The sequence below is a fragment of the Methylobacterium sp. CM6247 genome (genome assembly GCF_054817925.1).
The window spans coordinates 540,206-557,688 of record NZ_JBTXKX010000003.1 but is presented as its reverse complement, the minus strand read 5'-3'; the positions used below and the strand labels follow the sequence as shown (position 1 = coordinate 557,688).

Sequence of the window (17,483 nt, the reverse complement as noted above, 5' to 3'; positions counted from 1 at the left end):
GCCACCCTACCGGAACCTGCATCGCTTTGAAGCCGGCCGACGGCACTCCCACGAGGACGATGGATCATGACCGCAACGGCTGAGCCCGCCACCGGCCCGAACCGCGCCCCTTCGCCCGTCGCGGGGCCGGGGCCGGTCAGTCCGCGCGCCGCCAACCGCCAGGGCGCCGGCCTTCCGCGCCGCCTCGCCGAAGCCCTCGCCGGCGAGGCGAAGTTCGATGCCTTCACCCGGGGGCGCTATTCCAACGACGCTTCGATTTACCAGATCATGCCGGCGGGGGTGGTCCTGCCCCGCAGCGCCGCCGACATTGCAGCGACCCTCAAGATCGCGGCCGAGCACGATGTGCCGGTGATCCTACGCGGCGGCGGCACCTCCCAGAACGGCCAGCCCATCGGGCGCGGCCTCGTGGTCGATTGCTCGCGCCATTTCAACGGGATCATTGCCTACGACGCGCAAGCCGGAACGATCACCGTCGAGCCCGGCATGGTGCTGGAACGGTTGAACACGCGGGTGAAGGCCGACGGCTGGTTCTTTCCCGTGGAACCCTCCACCGCTACCCGCTGCACCATCGGGGGCATGGCCGGCAACAATTCCTGCGGCGCCCGCTCCCTGCGCTTTGGCAAGATGAGCGACAACGTGCTCGGTATGGAAGCTCTGTTGCATGACGGCGAGCCCTTCGGCTTCGGTCTCACCGGCAACGAGGCGACGGGCGTCACCGGCTCGCGGCGGGCCGGCGAGCTCGCCGCCGCCATGCGGGCCCTGGCCGAATCCGAGCGCGACGAGATCCTGCGCATGTACCCGCGCGTGCAGCGCCGGGTCGGCGGCTACAATCTCGATGCGCTGATCGAGGCGAGGCCGAACCTCGCCCATCTCCTCGTCGGCTCGGAGGGCACGCTGGCAGCCACCACCAGCGTCACCCTGAAACTGTCGCGCCTGCCGACGCACCGGGTCATGGGCGTCTGCCACTTCCCCTCGTTCCGCTCCGCCATGGAGACGACGAAGGCCATCGTCGACCTCGATCCCGTGGCGGTTGAGCTCGTAGACAACAACGTGCTGGTGCTCGGGGCCGACATCCCGATGTTCCGGGCGACGCTGGCCGACATCACCCGTGGCACGCCGAACTGTCTGCTCCTGGTGGAATTCGCCGGCGACGACCGGGACGCCCTGATGCGCGACCTCAAGCGCCTCGATACCTGCATGGCCGATCATGGCTTCGCCGCCGCCGTGGTGGAGGTGCCGGAGCCGATCCGCCAGAAATCGGTCTGGGAGGTACGCGAGGCCTGCCTCAACATCATGATGTCGATGAAGGGGGATGCGAAGCCCGTCTCCTTCATCGAGGATTGCGCGGTGCCGCTGGAGCATCTCGCCGATTACACCGACGCGGTGACGGAGGTGTTCACCCGCCACGGCACGCGCGGCACCTGGTACGCCCATGCCTCCGTCGGCTGTCTGCATGTGCGCCCGATCCTCGACATGAAGCAGGGCGGGGACGTCGCCAAGATGCGCGCCATCGCGGAGGCCGCGAGCGAACAGGTCCGCCGCTTCAAGGGCTCCTATTCGGGCGAGCATGGCGACGGCATCTCGCGCTCGGAATACATCGCGCCGATGTTCGGCGAACGCCTGACCCGCGCCTTCGAACAGGTGAAGGACACGTTCGACCCGGAGAACCGGCTCAACCCCGGCAAGATCGTCCGGCCGCTTAAGATGGACGACCGTTCGCTGATGCGGTTCCAGCCGGGCTATTCCGTGAGCCAGCCGAAGAAGACCGCTCTCGACTGGTCGGAATGGGGCGGCTTCGGCGGCGCCGTCGAGATGTGCAACAACAACGGCACCTGCCGGAAGCTCGCGGGCGGGGCGATGTGCCCGTCCTACAGGGCGACGAAAGACGAGCAGCACCTCACTCGAGGCCGGGCGAACTCCCTGCGGCTGGCGATTTCGGGCCAACTCGGTAAGGACGCCTTTACCAGCCCCGAGATGAAGCGGACCCTGGATCTCTGCGTCTCGTGTAAGGCCTGCCGCCGCGAATGCCCCACCGGCATCGACATGGCGAAGATGAAGGTCGAGTTCCTGCACCATTACCATGCCCGCCACGGCCTACCCCTGAAGGAGCGGCTGGTGGCGGCCCTGCCGCTCTATGCCGGCACCGCCGCCTGGCTGGCACCGCTCCTCAACCTGCGCGATCGCCTTCCCGCATTGGCTAAACTGTCGGAGCGGGTGGCAGGGCTCTCGGCGCGCCGCACCCTGCCGCGCTGGCGCAGGCCCTGGGTCGAGCAGGGCGAGCCGGCGCATCCCGGCGACGTGACCGGGGATTTCCGCGACATCGTGCTGTTTGGCGACACCTTCAACCGCGCCTTCGAGCGGGAGAACCTGGAAGCGGCCGAGCGTGTGCTGATCGCCGCCGGTTACCGTCTGCATCGGGTCTTCCCCAACCGTGGACGCCGCCCCCTCTGCTGCGGCCGCACCTACCTTGCATCCGGTCAAACCGACCGGGCCCGCGAGGAGGCCCGTCGCACGCTCACCACTCTACTGCCCTTCATCCGGGCGGGCGCGCGGATCGTCGGGCTCGAACCCTCCTGCCTGCTGACCTTCCGGGACGAGTTCGCGTCCCTGCTTCCCGGCCCGGAGGCGGGGGAGCTGAGCAAGGCGAGCCTGCTATTCGAGGAGTTGCTCGCCGTCGATCTCGATGCCGGGCGGATCGCCCTGCCTCTGGCGGACCAGGGCGGACGCGTCGCTCATCTGCACGGCCATTGCCACCAGAAGGCTTTCGCCGCCATGGGCGCGGTGGAGACGGTGCTGCGCGCGGTGCCGGGGCTCGACGTGCGGGTCATCGAGTCGAGCTGCTGCGGCATGGCGGGCGTTTTCGGATACGGCGCGGAGACCATCGACGTGTCGCTCGCCATGGCCGAACTCTCGCTGTTCCCGGCCCTGCGCAAGGCCGGCCCGGACGATCTCGTCGTGGCCGACGGCACCAGCTGCCGCCACCAGATCCATGACGGTCTCGGGCTCGAAGCGCTCCATGTCGCGCGGGTCCTCGACCGGGCGATGGCGGCGTCGACCGAACGTCACTGACGGCCGGGCCGGGCCGGGTCGCTGGTCATGGTCGCGTGGGCGTGATGGATGGTATCGAGAAAGGCGGGTCGCCGTCACCTGGTGGAATCCGCCTCGCTCAGGGGACAACATGACCGACCTGAAGCAGAACAAAGCGAATGTGATCGCCTTCTATCGGTTGATGTTCGACGAGTGCCGGCCGCGAGAAGCCATCGAGCGTTATGCCGGGGACGACTACATCCAGCACAACCCGCATGTGGCGAATGGCAAGGACGGCTTCATCGCCTATTTCGAGCGCATGGCGCGCGAATGGCCGGGCAAGCGCGTGGAGGTGAAGCGGGCGGTCGCCGAGGGGGATCTCGTGGTGCTGCATTGCCTGCAACACTGGCCGGGCGACCACGATTATGCGGCCATCGATATCTTCCGGCTCGATGACGGCGGTAGGATCGTCGAGCACTGGGACGTGCTGCAGATCCTGCCGGATTCTTCCGCCAATCCGAACGGGATGTTCTGAGCGGCCGGATCGCTCACCTCCTCGGCTATGTCCCCATCCGGCCCCAATCGGCTGTCCGCGCAGCGAGGCCGCCTGACAGGCTCAACGAAATCCCGGTCGCCGCGAACGTGTCCCTACAGCGTTTGAGGGATGTGACAGCTTCGATCGCCCCCGGGATGAACGTCAGTGATTGGAGCCGGGCTGGCACGATCGAGCGATCGCCTTACGCGACCGGGCATTCCTGTCGGCGGGTGAGGTCTGACATGCGGCCTCCCGGCGAGGAGGAAGCGCACCGCCCCGCCGCATCGTCCGGTTCCTGACGACGAGTCCGTCAAGGTCAGTCATGTCCGGCTGCCTTGGCGCTGCACGTTCTGGACGGTGCGGAGGGGGCGAAGTGCCCACGATCGCTGTCCTATCCGCTCTCGCCGTGGCGCCATGTTCCTCTTCCGGAATGGCCGTCTTAGGGGCCTTGGCGGTATCGTCGCCGCGCCGATGGAGACCGCAGGATCAGCCTCCTCGCATCGGCCACCCCGCAGGGGCTGGCGGCGGATCAGCCGGCCAAGTGCGGAACTATATCACCTGAGAAAATGTAAGTCTTGTCTACTGGGTATAGTAATGAAATATCCATATTTTGGCTGATAGACATAATTTATCACTGATGGGTGTTGATATGAAACTTGGAAACTTCAAAATATTTCACAAGGTTTGCATGGTCATCGCACTCATCGGCGTGATCGTCGGCGGCTGCGTCTGGTACGCCCAGTCTCGCATGGCAGCAATCGATAATGCCTATAGCTCGTTCCTTGCACGCGAAACACGCGCCGTTGCAAACTTACGCCGGGTAAACCGGCTCATCGCCGAACTCAACTACAATGTCGTCAGGCTCATCGTCGAGACGGACGAAAAGCAGATGAACGTTGCGATAAACAACTTCGATGCTGCCAGCGCGAAGATCAAAACCGATTTAAAAGCCATTGCCGAGCAAGCACCCTCGTTTTCGGCGCGCGTATCAGAACAAGCGTCCATGGTTGAAGACTATGATCAGAAGATCATCCACGTGCGCGATTTGGCAAAAAACAATGAGAACGCAGAGGCTCTGGACGTTTTTCATGAGTCGATCGATCCCGTAAATAGTAAGATGATTGAATTCGGCGCTAAATTAGCCACCGACCTGGAGGATTTCGTTGCCACAGAAGCCGACGGTCTGACAGCGCAGACCAACACGACCCGCTACACCTTGATCTTTGCCAGTGCCTTTGGGGTGATCCTCGGGATGTTCGCGGCCATCGCCGTCGTGATCATCGGTGTCACCCGTCCGATCGGGCGCCTCACCGACATCATGGGCCGGCTGGCCTTGGGCGATGTCACCACGGAGGTCACCCTCCAGGACCGCCGCGACGAGGTGGGAACGATGGCCGGCGCGGTGCAGGTGTTCAAGGACGGCATGATCCAGGCGCGAGTCCTGGAAGCCGAGACCGTCCAGGCCCGTCTGGCGGCCGAAGAGCAGCGCAAGCTCGGGATGCTCCAGATGGCGGATTCCTTCGAGGCGGCGATCGGTGGGATCGTCGGGATGGTCTCGTCCTCGGCCACGGAATTGCAGGCGACGGCGCAGACCATGACCTCCACCGCCACCGAGACCGCGAGCCAATCCACCACCGTGGCCGCCGCCGCCGAGGAAGCCGCCACCAACGTCAACACGGTCGCCGCCGCCGCCGAGGAACTCGGCGTCTCGGTCCAGGAGATCGCCCGCCAGGTGAGCGGGTCGGCCGATCTCGCCCAGCGTGCCGTCGTGGAGGCCGATCAGAGCGGGGTCCTCGTCCAGACCCTGAGCCAGGCCGCTGCCCGCATCGGCGACGTCGTCGTCCTGATCTCGAACATCGCGAGCCAGACGAACCTGCTGGCGCTCAACGCCACGATCGAGGCGGCCCGCGCCGGAGAGGCCGGACGCGGCTTCGCGGTGGTGGCCACGGAGGTGAAGGAGCTGGCGGGCCAGACCGCGCGGGCGACGCAGGAGATCTCGGAGCAGATCACCCAGATGCAGGGGGCGACCGGGCAGGCGGTCTCGGCGATCGCCACCATCACCACGCGCATTCGCGACATCGACGCCGTGGCCACGACGATCGCCGCGGCGGTGGAGGAGCAGGGAGCCGCGACCCAGGAGATCGTCCGCAACGTGTCCCAGGCCGCGACGGGCACCAGCGAAGTGACGAGCAACATCTCGGGCGTGGCCAGCGCCGCCGAGGAGACCGGAGCCGCGGCCAACCAGGTCCTGGCCTCCGCATCGGAACTCTCGCATCAATCCGAGCACCTCACCGCCGAGGTCAAGCGGTTCCTGGCGACCGTCCGGGCCGCCTGAGGCCGGCACGACCAGCAGGGACGGTCCGGCGGGTGCGGGGCTCGGCGGACCATGAAACGGGGCTTCCGGAGATGAGGCTCCTGTATCTCCAGGCCTTGGGGGCGATCGGCAAGCGAGCCCGGGAATACTGTCTTGACAGCGGCGCTCGCCGGCTCGACCTCTCCTTGAGACGGCGAGCCGCCTCTCATCGAGTTTTCAACCCATGGCAACAGATCCGTCACCGGCCGGCGCCGGTCGTTCCAGGCCGGGATTGCGAGGTTCCCGCCAAATCGCCTCCGGGTGGGCCGGTGGCCGGGCATGAGTACCTTCCTATCTGCCTTAGCCGGTGGTGCCCTGATCGGGACCTCCGCCGCCCTGCTCCTCATCCTCAACGGTCGCATCGCCGGAATCAGCGGCATTACCGCCGGGGCAATGATGCCGTTGAGCCGGGACACGCCGTGGCGTTGGGCCTTTCTCGCCGGCCTGCTCCTCGGCCCGGTCCTGTATCGCCTCGCCTTCGGTGCATGGCCCGTCGTGCAGCTCGACGCGCCGTGGAGCCTGATCGTTCTCGGCGGCCTCCTCGTCGGCTACGGGACGCGGCTGGGCGGGGGCTGCACCAGCGGCCACGGCGTCTGCGGCCTCGCCCGGCTGTCGCCCCGCTCCATCGCGGCGGTGGCGACCTTCATGGCCGCCGCCGCCGGGACGGTGTTCCTCGTCCGACATGGAGGATGGTGATGGAAACCCTGCGCGCCTCGGTGGGGCTGCTCGCCGGCCTGCTGTTCGGTTTCGGCCTCGCGCTCTCGGGCATGATGGACCCGGCGCGCGTTCTCGGCTTCCTCGACGTGGTCGGCGCCTGGGATCCGAGCCTCGCCTTCGTGCTGGCCGGCGCGGTCGCCGTCTCGGCGCTCGGCTACCTGCTCGTGTCGCGGATGCGCAAACCCGTTCTCGCGCAGCATTTCGAGATTCCCCGCAACCGCCCGATCACGGCGAGCCTCATCGCGGGCGCCGTTCTGTTCGGCATCGGCTGGGGCCTCGTCGGTCTCTGCCCCGGCCCGGCGCTGGCGGGCCTGACGCTGGGCCTGCCTCAGGTCATTGGGTTCGTTGCCGCGATGGTTGTGGGGATGCTGCTCCACCGCTTCACCGCTGCGGCATCCGGCAGGTGAGACGCACATGCATTCGGCCCGGTCGGAGAACCGACCGGGCCGAATGATGTCGCATCGCGTTCTCGGATCCCGACGCTATCGGCGCGGCAGGCTGTGGAGCCCCTTCAGGAAGGCGTCGACGTCCGCGCGGGTGTTGTAGAAGGCCAGCGAGGCGCGCACCGACTGGTCGACGCCGAAGCGGCGCAGGGCCGGCAGGGCGCAATGGTGGCCCGAGCGCACGGCGATGCCGCGGGCGTCGAGGTGCTTGGCCACCGCTTCGTTGTCATGCCCGTCGACGACGAAGGACATGACGCTGGCTTTCTGTCGCGCGGTTCCGATCAGGCGCAGGCCCTTCACCTCGGCAAGCCCGGCTTGCGCGTATTCGAGCAGGTCATGCTCGTAGGCCGCGATGCCGGGAAGGCCGACGCTCTCGAGGTAGTCCAGAGCCGCGCCGAGCCCGACCGCTCCCGCGATGTCCGGCGTGCCCGCCTCGAACTTCTCGGGAACGCCCTTGTAGACCGTCTTCGAGAAAGTGACGTCCTCGATCATGTGGCCGCCGCCCTGCCACGGGGGCATCGCCTCCAGCAGCGCGCGCTTGCCGTAGAGGGCGCCGATGCCCGTCGGCCCGAACACCTTGTGCCCGGAGAAGACGAGGAAGTCGGCGTCCAGCGCCTGCACGTCCAGGGGGATGTGCGGCGATGATTGCGCCGCATCCACCAGCACAGGCACCCCGTAGGCATGCGACAGGGCGATGATCTCACGGACCGGGTTGATGGTGCCCAGAGCGTTGGCCACATGGGTGACCGAGACGATCTTGGTGCGGCCCGACAGGAGGGTCGCGAACTGCTCGAAGATGATCTCGCCGCGATCGTCCACGGGAATCACGCGCAGGGTCGCCCCTGTCGCCTGGGTGAGGAGCTGCCAGGGGACGATGTTGGCGTGATGCTCGATGGTCGAGATGATGATCTCGTCGCCCGGGCCGATATTGGCGCGACCGTAGGAGTTGGCGACGAGGTTGATCGCTTCCGTGGTGCCCCGGAGGAAGATGATCTCGTCCGTCGAGGCGGCGTTGATGAAGCGACGCACCTTCTCGCGCCCGCCCTCGAACAGGTCCGTGGAGCGCGCCGCAAGGGTGTGCGCGGCCCGGTGAATGTTCGAGTTGTGGCGGGCGTAGAACTCGGACGTCGCGTCGATGACGCTCTGCGGCTTGTGGGTGGTGGCCGCATTGTCGAGCCAGACCAGCGGATGCCCGTTGATGCTCTGGTGCAGGGCCGGGAAGTCCTTGCGCACCCGCTCCACGTCGAAGGGGGCCGCCACGGGGCTGGAGCCCTGTGACGAGACATGGGGCGCATGGCCGGGGCGAGGCTTGTGGCGAGTCGACGGGGCGGGCGCGGCGTTGCCCGTCCGGCTGCGGTCGGTCAGGAAGTAGTACTCGCCCGACGAGAACGGCTCGTCGGCGATCTCCACCTTCCCACCTGCATTCGGAGAAGTCCGGCCGGCGCGAGAGACCGTCTCCTGCGAGGCGTCCTGATGCGAGGCGTTCTGGCCCCGATGAACGTGCGCTTCCGGCACCAGGGACGGCGCGAACCCATGCGCGAAGGCATTGGCGCGCGGGTGGTCCTTGGCGATCGTGGCGTGGAGATCGTGGCCGCCGGGGAGGAAGGCGGCGGCATCGGCGACGCTCGGCACGAAGAATTCGGGCAGGCCCCCACGGGGAGCCTGCGCCTCGGGATGGACCGAGGGAAACGCCGAAGGCTGCGCGAAGCCCGGACCGGTTAGGCCGGGAAGGCCGACCGGAGGTGCACCGAACGAGCGGGCGGCCAGCGCCGAGGCGTCGGGCTGAAGGCCCGACGGCGCGGAGCCCGAGGGGATCGACGGCGTGCCGAGATCCGCCTTGGGGGCGAAGGCCTGGGGGGCGATCGGGTGGCCGAAGCCCTGGGGCGCATTCTCCAGGGCCTGCGGCAGCTGTGGGGTGGCCTGCGGCGCTTGCGGCGTCTGCGGCAGGGTGGGGGTCAGGGGCGCGGACGCCGCCTGACCCTGACCGTAGATCTCGCGGGCGAGGCGCCCGACGAGATCCGCATGCGCCGTGTCGCCGAACACCCCCGTAGGGAGACTGCCCGTGGGGAGGCCCGGCGCGTTAGGCGTAGTCATGGTAGTTGCCCAGCAGCACGTTATCGAGGCGTGCGATGGCGTCTTCCACCAGCACCGCGGCCGAGAAGTAGCGGGTCACGAGGTGCGAGGCGATGGAATGGTCGTTGGTGCCCATGTAGCGCACCGACAGGCCGGTCTCGATCTCGCCGGTGACGCCGGACTTCTGCAGGCCGACCACGCCCTGTTCGCCTTCGCCGACGCGGAGCAGCAGGATCGAGGTGGTCTGGGCGCCGGTCACCGGGTCGATGTCGATGGGCAGCTTGTCGCTCGGCACGATCGGAACGCCGCGCCAGGTGAGGAAGGGCGAGCCGAACAGGTGGATCACCACCGGGGGCACGCCGCGACGGGTGGCTTCACGACCGAAGGCCGCGATGGCGCGAGGGTGGGCCACGAAGAAGGCGGGCTTCTTCCAGACCAGGGTCAGCAACTCGTCGAGATCGTCCGGGGTGGGCGGGCCGCCACGGGTGGGGATGCGCTGGCGCTGGCTGACTTCGTGGAGGAGGCCGAACTCGGAATTGTTGAAGAGCTCCCACTCTTCCCGCTCTTTCACGGCATCGACCGTGAGGCGGATCTGCTCGCGCAGCTGGTCGATCTCGTTGGAGTAGAGATCGGTGACGCGGGTATGGGTGTGGAGGATCGTCTGGATCGTGGAGAGGTGGTACTCGCGCGGGTTCACTTCGTAATCGACGAAGGTCGTGGGCAGGCGCGGCTCGCCGGTATGGACCGCCAGAAGCTCGATGCCCTGCTCGCCCTCGCTGTTGGTGTGGCCCTTGAGGCGGTCACGCTCTTCCACGAACTGGGAGATGCGCGAGCGGATGCCCTCGTCCTCGATGGCGGAGCGGTCGAGGGTGAGGAGCGTCACCGCCGAGAGCGCCTTCACGGCGGGGGCGGGGGCGTTCTCGCTCACAAGGTCGCTGTCGCCGAAATAGTCGCCACCGGTGGCGAGGCCCTGGCGCAGGCGGTTCTTGAACGGGCCCGACAGGGTCAGCTCGACCGTACCCTCGGCCACGACGGTGAGGCTGCGGCCGGTAGAGCCCTCCTCGGCGATGACGTCGCCCGCCTTGTGCTGGGAGACGCTGAACTTGGAGGCGAGGGCCGACAACTCGTTGTCGCCGAGACGGCTGAACAGCGGGACGCTGCGCAGGGAGGCCGGGCGGACGGTGCGGGTGCCGCCGTCAGTGGCGAGTTCGATGCGGCCGGGCTTGGCCAGCACCACCGCGCGGCGGTTGACCCGGTAGACACCGCCGGCGACGTCGACGAAGGGCAGCAGGCGATGGAACCAGCGTGGCGTATTGGCCGCGTTCTGGACCGAAGTGACGGTCGCCGTCGCGAGATTGCGTGCCGCCGAGGCGCTCACGCTCAGACCGGGTCCACTCATCGGGGTTTATCTCCGTATTCCGGCAGGAGGCAGCGATCAGCCGCGACGCGGCAAGACCGCATCGGAACCGCACCAGTCGCGCGTCCGCTTTCGCCATTGAATGATCTTGGGCTGATCTTGCCCATAATCCGCTGCATCAGACAAAGCGTCGCTGCAGGGATGGGCTGTGTCTAACTCTTGTTACAGAAACGGGTCAACGGAATTAATTTCTATATTTTTTGGGTATCATAGATCGGATATTCTATTCGCTGACTTATATGACAATGCTGATCTCTCGTTCGCCAAATCGAGAGATTTTTAATCCACCCCGAGGGGGTTCGGCGAAAACCAAGAGCTGAAAAATCGTTTCGCTAGATCCCGTCGCCGAAGAACTGATCCATGCTTTGTGCGGGATCTTCGGCCGTGACGATCCGTGAGACGACGCGGGCCGGCACGCCCGCCACAGTGGTGTGGGCGGGAACGTCGTGCAGCACCACAGCAGCGGCGGCGACCTTCGCGCCTTCGCCGACGCGGATGTTGCCCAGCACCTTGGCTCCGACGCTGAGCAGAACCCCGCGTTCGATCTTGGGGTGCCGGTCGCCGCTTTCCTTGCCGTTGCCCCCGAGGGTGACCGATTGCAGGATCGAGACGTCATCGGCGATCACCGTGGTCTCGCCGATGACGACCCCGGTGGCGTGGTCGATGAACACCCCCGAGCCGATTCGCGCGGCCGGGTGGATATCGGCTCCGAACACCTCGGAGATTCGGCTCTGGATATGCAGCGCGAGGGTGACGCGGCCCTGGTGCCAGAGCCAATGGGCGACGCGGTAGCCCTCCAGGGCGGCAAGGCCCTTGTAGAACAGAAAGGGGTCGAGGTAGCGCCGGCAGGTGGGGTCGCGCTCGCGGATGGCGACGAGGTCGCGCACCGCATGGTCGCCCGCGTAAGGATCGGCCTGGAAAGCCGAGAGGCAGAGGTCGCGGGTGGAAAGGCGGGCGAGATCACCGTCGCCGAGACGGTGGGCGAGCCTGTAGGCGAAGGCATGGATCAGGCTCGGCTGGTCGAGGACCGTGGCCTGGATGATCCCGGCATAGAGCGGCTCCTCGATCAGCGCGGCCTCGGCTTCGGCGCGCATGGCGCTCCAGACGTCGGATTCGGCCGTGGTCCGGCTCACATTGCGCAGAGGCGGGCGCAGGATGTTGCTGTTCGGATGATCGCCGGAACGGCGCGAGGCTTGGGCACCGGCAGTCATATGTCTCGCGTCCTGGGCGGGCTCGGACGAGCCCTGTCGTGATCGAAGAGTTAGAGATCAGCCGACGCGCTGGAACAGCGTCGCGATGTAGCCCACGAGCAGGCCGTGGCCTTCGAAGTGGACGTCCACGGCCTGGGCGCCACCGGCGGCGGGAAAGACATCGACGATGCGTCCGGTGGCATGGCGCCAGATTCCGAGTGCTTCGGCGACATCGAGCCTCGCAAACACGACCTGATCTCCGAGAACCATCACTCGCTCCTACGGGCGTCGTCTTCTATGTGGGAGGACCGTCATCCGGCCGGCCTCGGCCTCGAGGGGGCGGCGGCAGGGACGGGATCTGGATTTATGGACCGCTAGCAGCGCCCGCGACGCTGCCGTAGTTTCGCTCCGTCCGGCGCCCGCCTTGCCGGCCGCTCTGCAGCGGCGGCGACGTTCATCGCTGCCGGACAGGCGTTGATATCGGCGGGGGGCGACTCGAAGTGGCTCGGCACGGATATCCCATCGAAGCTCAGCGCCCGGACACGATAGTCCTGGCAAGCATTTCGCGGAGAAACGATGTTCTCTACGGCTTGGATGTAGTGTGCCTATTCTGACCCGTCCGGGTCAACGAGAGGGATTTTCAAAGTCCAGGTGCTTCTGGAAAGATCCTCCCCCATCCTCATCAAGCTGGAGCAGGCTTGTGCTTTTAGAGCCCGAGACGAAGTCTGGACCAACCGCCGGCCCCAGCGCGCCGGGCCCCGGGGTCAGATGCCGCTGAACCAATTGTAGCCCTGATCCTCCCAATAGCCGCCGGGATCATCATTGGTCGCGAAGACCGATACGATGTGTTTGGGGCTCTTGAAGCCGAGCTTCGTCGGCACGCGCACGCGGAGGGGATAGCCATATTCGAGGGGCAGCGGCACACCGCCGAAATCCAGTGCCAGGATGGTCTGCGGGTGGAGGGCGCTCGGCATGTCGAGGCTGCCGTAATAGCGGTCGGCACATTTGAAGCCGACATACTTCGCAGTGAGGTCGGCACCGACCCGTTCGAGAAAATACCTCAAAGGTACGCCGCTCCACTGGCCGATCTGGCTCCAGCCCTCAATGCAGATATGCCGGGTGATCTGGCTCTCCTGCGGCAGGGCGCGCAGCCTTTGTAGAGTCCAGGGTGTCTTGTCGGCCACGAGGCCGCCGACATCGAGCTTCCACGTCGCCTCGTCGATCTCGGGTATATTGTCGGGTGGGTAGTAGGCGTTGAAGCGGAACGGCGTGTCGATCATGCTCGCCGGATAGGTCGGCGCGAGGGTGTTCGGATCGAACAGCCAGGCCTGGACCCGATCGTTGGCCCGCGACATCGCCCAGAGCGCCCGGTCGATCACCGTGCCGTTTGCGCCGGTGGAGAGGTCGCAGCCCGAGAGCAGCGACAGGGCGCCGAGCGACAGGCCGGAGCGTAGGAACAGGCGGCGCTCCAGCTTCACCAGTTCCGGCTGGATCTCGCGGCGGAGCCCGCTCAGGCGTTTCGCCTCGTTCTCATCACGGCTCATGAGCGTGCCTCCACCGGATCGACGGGGATACGGGCGCGGCCGATGATCATTGCCACGAGGGTCCGCGGCACCAGGATCACCAGTGCGAGATGGAGCAGGATGAAGCCGACGAGGCCGGACATGGCGAGGAAATGGACGCGCCGTGCCGCTTCATAGCCGCCGAAGAGATTGGCCAGCCCCTGCAGTTGGACCGGCTTCCATAAGGCGAGCCCCGAGGCGAGGAGCAGGATGCCGAGGAGGAACGCCACCAGATAGGCGAGCCTTTGCACTGCGTTGTACTGGCCGATCCGGTGGGTCAGGCGCAGCTTCAGGGCGGCCGTGGCATCGCGCCAGAACGCCGCCGGGCTCACCGGCAGGAACGAACGCGCGAAGTGACGGGAGAGTAGGCCGTAGAGCGCGTAGATGAGGCCGTTCAGGGCGAACAGCCACATGGCGGCGAAGTGCCAGGCGAGCGCCCCGCCGAGCCATCCGCCGAGCGTCGCCCATTTCGGGAATACGAAGGGGAAGAGCGGAGAGGCATTATAGATCGCCCACCCGCTGAACAGCATACAGAACACCGCGATCGCGTTGATCCAATGTGTCACGCGCACAAGGAGGGGGTGGATCACCACAACGCGCGAGTGGCCAGCGGCAGACGGTGACATCGCGTGTTCGACCTTTGACATGCATCTCGAACGGCGTTTCGCGTACCCCGCCCACTCCCATTTGCTCCGCCGGTACCGTCTCCCAAAGAGAGGGGAGGGCACAACGCCGTCACATCGATGGAACGGTCCCGTTGCGGCCGACGATCAGGATCACGGCGGAGGGCTTTCCATCGGCGCCCTTCTTGGTGAAGGCGACGACCTTCGCCCCGTCGACGACGATGGATTTGTCGCCCGGATCGACCTGGGTCACCGGCACGTCTTCCGGTACGGTCACCTTCTTCTCCCCGCCCTGATACTTGACCAGCAGGCTACGACCCTCGGTGCCGGAGATCGTTCCGATGGCGCCGTTGGTCATGGTTGAGTTGGAGCCGAGATCCCACGGATAATGGCCGTCGGCCGTGCCGCGCAGGGACGAGGCGAAGACGGTGACCTGCAGCGCCTTCTGCGTTCCATCCGGCTGCGGGATCGCCGCCGTGCCGATGTAACTATCGGGCTTGATGTCGGAGAGTCTACCGGTGGAAGCCGCCAGCACCTTCACATCCGGCGCCATGCTCACCGTCAGCGTCTCCCCGACGCGCGGCTTGATGGTGACGACCGCCCCGTCGACCTTCTCGATGGTCCCGCGATAGCGCGTGATGTCACCGGCCCGCGCGGCGGTGGCCGTCATGGCGAGCGTCAAGGTGAGCGTCGTCAGAAAGGACTTGAGCATGGCGTGCCCTCAGGCGTGGGAGTTCGGCGTCGTTGTACCCGAGGCAGGCGGCAGGAATCACACCTCGGTGCCGGGGCTGCGCCGATGCCCCGGACGATCAAAGTCGCGCCGAGGCGCGGGTCACATCGGCGGGACGGTACCGTTCTCGCCGACGATCAACCGGTCGGCCACGACCGCGCCGGTTGCATCCGCCTTGGTGATCGCCACCACGCGGGCGCCGACCTTGATGACGGACTTGTCCGACGGGTTCAGGGCGACGATCGGTACGTCCTCGGGGACAGTGATGGTCTTCTCGCCGCCCTTATAGGTCACGGTGATCGTGCGGCCGGCAGTGCCTGTGAGCGCGCCCACTGCGCCGTTTGTCATCGTGTTTTCCTTCTCGAGATCCCACGGATAATGACCGTCGCCGGTCCCGCGCATGCTCGGAGCGAAGACCGCGACTTCGAGGGCCTTGAGGGTCCCGTCGGCCTGAGGCGTCGCGGCGGTGCCGACATAGCTGTCGGGCTTGATGTCGCCGATCTCGGCCTTGCTGGCGGCCGCTACCTTCATCGCATCGGCGAACTTGACCGATACGGATTGTCCGATCCGGGGCTTGATCGTCACGTGGTCGCCCTCGACGGACTCGATCGTGCCCCGTACGCGAACCACCGCGGGATCGGCGAGGACGGAGGAAGTCGTTGCCGGCAGGCCCGAGAGGAGGCCGAGGCACAGTGTGCCGACCGTGATGATCCGTCGTGTCATGAAATGCCTCGCGGTGGAGCCGTCCCGGTTCTCTGAACCGGGCCGAACGCTTCCCCCATTGCGGCGGAAAGCGCTTCGACAACGCGCAGGGTGGCATCGGGTTCGTATGCGCACAAATCAATTGCGCGCTATCAGGGAGCGACCGATGCTGTCAGTGCGCCATCAGCATCGGCATGGTGGCATGGGCGAGGACATGGCTGGTTGCCCCCCCGAAGATCATCTGGCGCAGGCGGCTCTGCGTGTAGGCGCCCTTGATCAGAAGATCGCAGCCGAAATCCCGAGCCTCATTGAGAAAGATCTCTCCGGGTGTGCGCCGACCCTCGGAGAAGGCCTTGTGGTCTGCGAAGATTCCCTCGCAGGCGAGCGCCTTGGCCAGATCCTCCGCGCTCGGACCCGGTACCATGCCGCCCTCCGCGCTGATGATACGGATGCGGGACGCCTTCCGCAGTAATGGCATGGCGAAGGCCACCGCCCGGGCGGTCTCGCTCGACCCGTTCCAGGCGATGAGGATCGCGTCGCCGACACTCGTCGGAGGAGTGGGCGGCGCCAGCAGGATCGGCCGGCCGCTCTCGAACAACGCCGTTTCGAACGTCGTCATGCGCGGCGCGCCGTCGCCCGTGCCCGGGCGCCCGACCACGGTGGCGGTGAACAAACGGGCGTGATGGCCGAGGAATGCATCGCCCGCCGGTACGTCCGGCCGCCAGCGGTAGCGTGTTCCGGCGCTGGCCACGAATTCCGGGGTGCACGGACCCTCGATAGCGACGGGAACACCGGCGTCGACGAGGAAATCGACGAAGCGCTTCCCGGCGGCCTCGGCCTCGGCCTTGTCGGCTTCTTCGTCGCGCAGCCATGTCATGCCGCCGACCATGTCCACCGGCACATATTCGGCGAGCGCCGGCCGCAGGGAAATTCCCTCGATCAAGCTGCCGAATCGACGTCCGACCAGAAGCGTCGTGGCGAATACCGAGGGCAGGGCGTCATGGAGCGCCACCGGAACGAGCAGGGTCTTCATCGCCGGGAGCCTCCATCCACATCAACGTCGTCGGGGCGGCAGGCTAAAGCGGTTTCGCGTTCGGGAAAACTCCGCCTCCCCGTGAACCCCCGCTTTTTCTGCGGCGTAGGGGAAGATGGCGCGCCGTGGGGGGCTCATCGTAGGTGCCGGATGTATCGATAAAGCTTGGCTATAAGACGGTGTGCATCTTGGGTCTATGATGATGAACGTCAGTAGAATGCCCGCATGCGGAACGACATTTGTTTGGAACCCAACGGTTGACGTATCGTTGTCCGCCAAACGTGGCGTTGTTGGTCATGCCGATCTGCATAACTGCGATCCTGACCGCCGCCCAGACGTTTTCAGATCCTATCCAGAGGTTCTCATCATGAACAAGTACGTTGCGTTCTCCGCTATTGCCGTCGCCATGGCGACCCCCGCCGCCGCACAGACCATGTCCGGTGATTTCCGCCTGCAGGCGATGCAGGCCAATGCGTTCGAGGTTCAGTCCAGCCAGATCGCGCTGTCGAAGAGCCGCAACCCTCAGGTGATCCGTTTCGCCCGTGACGCCGTGCGCGACCACCGCGCCGCCAACGTGGCCCTGGCCGGCGGCGAGCGCACCTTTGCCGGTAACGGCGGCCCCGGTGGTCTGATCGGCGCCCCGCTGGCGATTGCCGGCGGTGCAGTCGGCGCGGCCACGGGCGCTGCCACCGGCGTCGTCGCCGGTACGCTGAGCGGTGGCCCGGTCGGTGCCGTCGAGGGAATCGGTAGCGGCGCGAGCCGTGGCGCTGCCGCTGGTAGCCAGGCTTTCAACGGCGACGTCGACACCACCGCCGGCACCACCATGGTCCCGGTCAGCCCCGAGCAGCAGGCCATGCTCGCGGAACTCGCCGCTGCCCCGGCCGGCCCGCGCTTCGACCGCCTCTACGGCCAGGTCCAGGTAAAGTCGCACGAGATGTCGATCGGCATGTACCAGTCCTATGCCCAGACCGGCACGAACCCTGCGCTTCGCGCCCATGCCGAGCAGGCGCTTCCGGTGCTGCAGCAGCATTACCAGATGGTGCAGCGTCTTCCCGGCGCTCGCTGAAGTCTCGGGACC

15 protein-coding genes are annotated in these 17,483 nt (G+C 66.5%); 6 read left to right on the top strand and 9 right to left on the bottom strand.

The genetic code is table 11. From position 1 onward, the window contains the following. Nucleotides 1-66 precede the first annotated feature (66 nt). From ACYQOP_RS03465 to ACYQOP_RS03445, 5 genes are all read left to right on the top strand, one after another. On the top strand, nt 67-3,069 hold the full coding sequence (locus tag ACYQOP_RS03465; protein WP_461221154.1) for an FAD-binding and (Fe-S)-binding domain-containing protein: 3,003 nt from the start codon (nt 67-69) through the stop codon (nt 3,067-3,069). A gap of 109 nt (nt 3,070-3,178) precedes the next feature. Beyond that, nucleotides 3,179-3,562 carry a nuclear transport factor 2 family protein gene (locus tag ACYQOP_RS03460; RefSeq protein WP_461221153.1) on the top strand — a complete coding sequence of 128 codons (384 nt, stop codon included), beginning with the start codon at nt 3,179-3,181 and terminating at the stop codon, nt 3,560-3,562. A 649-nt stretch (nt 3,563-4,211) separates the two neighbouring features. Next, on the top strand, nt 4,212-5,897 hold the full coding sequence (locus ACYQOP_RS03455; protein WP_461221151.1) for a methyl-accepting chemotaxis protein: 1,686 nt from the start codon (nt 4,212-4,214) through the stop codon (nt 5,895-5,897). Nucleotides 5,898-6,194: 297 nt separating this feature from the next. Continuing rightward, complete coding sequence (locus ACYQOP_RS03450) at nt 6,195-6,611, top strand: YeeE/YedE family protein (RefSeq protein ID WP_461221149.1); 417 nt, start codon at nt 6,195-6,197, stop codon at nt 6,609-6,611. After that, nucleotides 6,611-7,039: a DUF6691 family protein gene (locus tag ACYQOP_RS03445; RefSeq protein ID WP_461221147.1), complete on the top strand. Its 429-nt coding sequence runs from the start codon at nt 6,611-6,613 to the stop codon at nt 7,037-7,039. The genes ACYQOP_RS03450 and ACYQOP_RS03445 overlap by 1 nt, the downstream gene beginning before the upstream one ends. A gap of 75 nt (nt 7,040-7,114) precedes the next feature. Here ACYQOP_RS03445 and ACYQOP_RS03440 read toward each other — a convergent pair whose 3' ends face one another. The 9 genes from ACYQOP_RS03440 to ACYQOP_RS03400 form a co-directional block, all read right to left on the bottom strand. After that, the gene (locus tag ACYQOP_RS03440) at nt 7,115-9,169 is read right to left on the bottom strand and encodes a family 2A encapsulin nanocompartment cargo protein cysteine desulfurase (protein WP_461221145.1); all 2,055 of its coding nucleotides are present in this window, start codon (nt 9,167-9,169) and stop codon (nt 7,115-7,117) included. Next, nucleotides 9,156-10,547, bottom strand: a complete 1,392-nt coding sequence (locus ACYQOP_RS03435; RefSeq protein ID WP_461221144.1) for a family 2B encapsulin nanocompartment shell protein — start codon at nt 10,545-10,547, stop codon at nt 9,156-9,158. Before ACYQOP_RS03435 ends, ACYQOP_RS03440 begins: the two co-directional genes overlap by 14 nt. A 350-nt stretch (nt 10,548-10,897) precedes the next feature. Next, entirely contained in the window at nt 10,898-11,776 is an 879-nt protein-coding gene (gene cysE, locus ACYQOP_RS03430) for a serine O-acetyltransferase (RefSeq protein ID WP_207409942.1), read from the bottom strand. Nucleotides 11,777-11,833: 57 nt separating this feature from the next. Continuing rightward, nucleotides 11,834-12,025: a hypothetical protein gene (locus tag ACYQOP_RS03425; RefSeq protein ID WP_056423545.1), complete on the bottom strand. Its 192-nt coding sequence runs from the start codon at nt 12,023-12,025 to the stop codon at nt 11,834-11,836. A gap of 494 nt (nt 12,026-12,519) precedes the next feature. Continuing rightward, a complete protein-coding gene (locus ACYQOP_RS03420; RefSeq protein WP_461221143.1) occupies nt 12,520-13,299 on the bottom strand; it encodes a molybdopterin-dependent oxidoreductase in 780 nt (259 codons plus the stop codon). Continuing rightward, nucleotides 13,296-13,943, bottom strand: coding sequence for a cytochrome b/b6 domain-containing protein (locus tag ACYQOP_RS03415; RefSeq protein ID WP_461221142.1), 648 nt, complete (start codon nt 13,941-13,943; stop codon nt 13,296-13,298). The genes ACYQOP_RS03420 and ACYQOP_RS03415 overlap by 4 nt, the downstream gene beginning before the upstream one ends. A 109-nt stretch (nt 13,944-14,052) precedes the next feature. Then, nucleotides 14,053-14,652: a hypothetical protein gene (locus ACYQOP_RS03410; RefSeq protein WP_461221141.1), complete on the bottom strand. Its 600-nt coding sequence runs from the start codon at nt 14,650-14,652 to the stop codon at nt 14,053-14,055. Nucleotides 14,653-14,772: 120 nt separating this feature from the next. Next, nucleotides 14,773-15,393, bottom strand: a complete 621-nt coding sequence (locus ACYQOP_RS03405; protein WP_461221140.1) for a hypothetical protein — start codon at nt 15,391-15,393, stop codon at nt 14,773-14,775. Between the two features lie 151 nt (nt 15,394-15,544). Continuing rightward, the gene (locus ACYQOP_RS03400) at nt 15,545-16,405 is read right to left on the bottom strand and encodes a universal stress protein (protein ID WP_461221139.1); all 861 of its coding nucleotides are present in this window, start codon (nt 16,403-16,405) and stop codon (nt 15,545-15,547) included. A 364-nt stretch (nt 16,406-16,769) separates the two neighbouring features. On the opposite strand from ACYQOP_RS03400, the gene ACYQOP_RS03395 reads away from it, so the two are divergent. After that, nucleotides 16,770-17,471, top strand: coding sequence for a DUF4142 domain-containing protein (locus tag ACYQOP_RS03395; RefSeq protein ID WP_461225176.1), 702 nt, complete (start codon nt 16,770-16,772; stop codon nt 17,469-17,471). Nucleotides 17,472-17,483 lie beyond the last annotated feature (12 nt).

Excerpts from the sequence above, each read along its gene's own strand:
- ACYQOP_RS03455 (WP_461221151.1), top strand. The coding sequence starts at position 4,212 with ATGAAACTTGGAAACTTCAAAATATTTCACAAGGTTTGCATGGTCATC.
- ACYQOP_RS03420 (WP_461221143.1), bottom strand. The coding sequence starts at position 13,299 with ATGAGCCGTGATGAGAACGAGGCGAAACGCCTGAGCGGGCTCCGCCGC.
- ACYQOP_RS03445 (WP_461221147.1), top strand. The coding sequence starts at position 6,611 with ATGGAAACCCTGCGCGCCTCGGTGGGGCTGCTCGCCGGCCTGCTGTTC.
- ACYQOP_RS03450 (WP_461221149.1), top strand. The coding sequence starts at position 6,195 with ATGAGTACCTTCCTATCTGCCTTAGCCGGTGGTGCCCTGATCGGGACC.
- ACYQOP_RS03400 (WP_461221139.1), bottom strand. The coding sequence starts at position 16,405 with ATGAAGACCCTGCTCGTTCCGGTGGCGCTCCATGACGCCCTGCCCTCG.
- ACYQOP_RS03435 (WP_461221144.1), bottom strand. The coding sequence starts at position 10,547 with ATGAGTGGACCCGGTCTGAGCGTGAGCGCCTCGGCGGCACGCAATCTC.
- cysE (WP_207409942.1), bottom strand. The coding sequence starts at position 11,776 with ATGACTGCCGGTGCCCAAGCCTCGCGCCGTTCCGGCGATCATCCGAAC.
- ACYQOP_RS03440 (WP_461221145.1), bottom strand. The coding sequence starts at position 9,169 with ATGACTACGCCTAACGCGCCGGGCCTCCCCACGGGCAGTCTCCCTACG.
- ACYQOP_RS03465 (WP_461221154.1), top strand. The coding sequence starts at position 67 with ATGACCGCAACGGCTGAGCCCGCCACCGGCCCGAACCGCGCCCCTTCG.
- ACYQOP_RS03425 (WP_056423545.1), bottom strand. The coding sequence starts at position 12,025 with ATGGTTCTCGGAGATCAGGTCGTGTTTGCGAGGCTCGATGTCGCCGAA.
- ACYQOP_RS03410 (WP_461221141.1), bottom strand. The coding sequence starts at position 14,652 with ATGCTCAAGTCCTTTCTGACGACGCTCACCTTGACGCTCGCCATGACG.
- ACYQOP_RS03460 (WP_461221153.1), top strand. The coding sequence starts at position 3,179 with ATGACCGACCTGAAGCAGAACAAAGCGAATGTGATCGCCTTCTATCGG.
- ACYQOP_RS03405 (WP_461221140.1), bottom strand. The coding sequence starts at position 15,393 with ATGACACGACGGATCATCACGGTCGGCACACTGTGCCTCGGCCTCCTC.
- ACYQOP_RS03415 (WP_461221142.1), bottom strand. The coding sequence starts at position 13,943 with ATGTCACCGTCTGCCGCTGGCCACTCGCGCGTTGTGGTGATCCACCCC.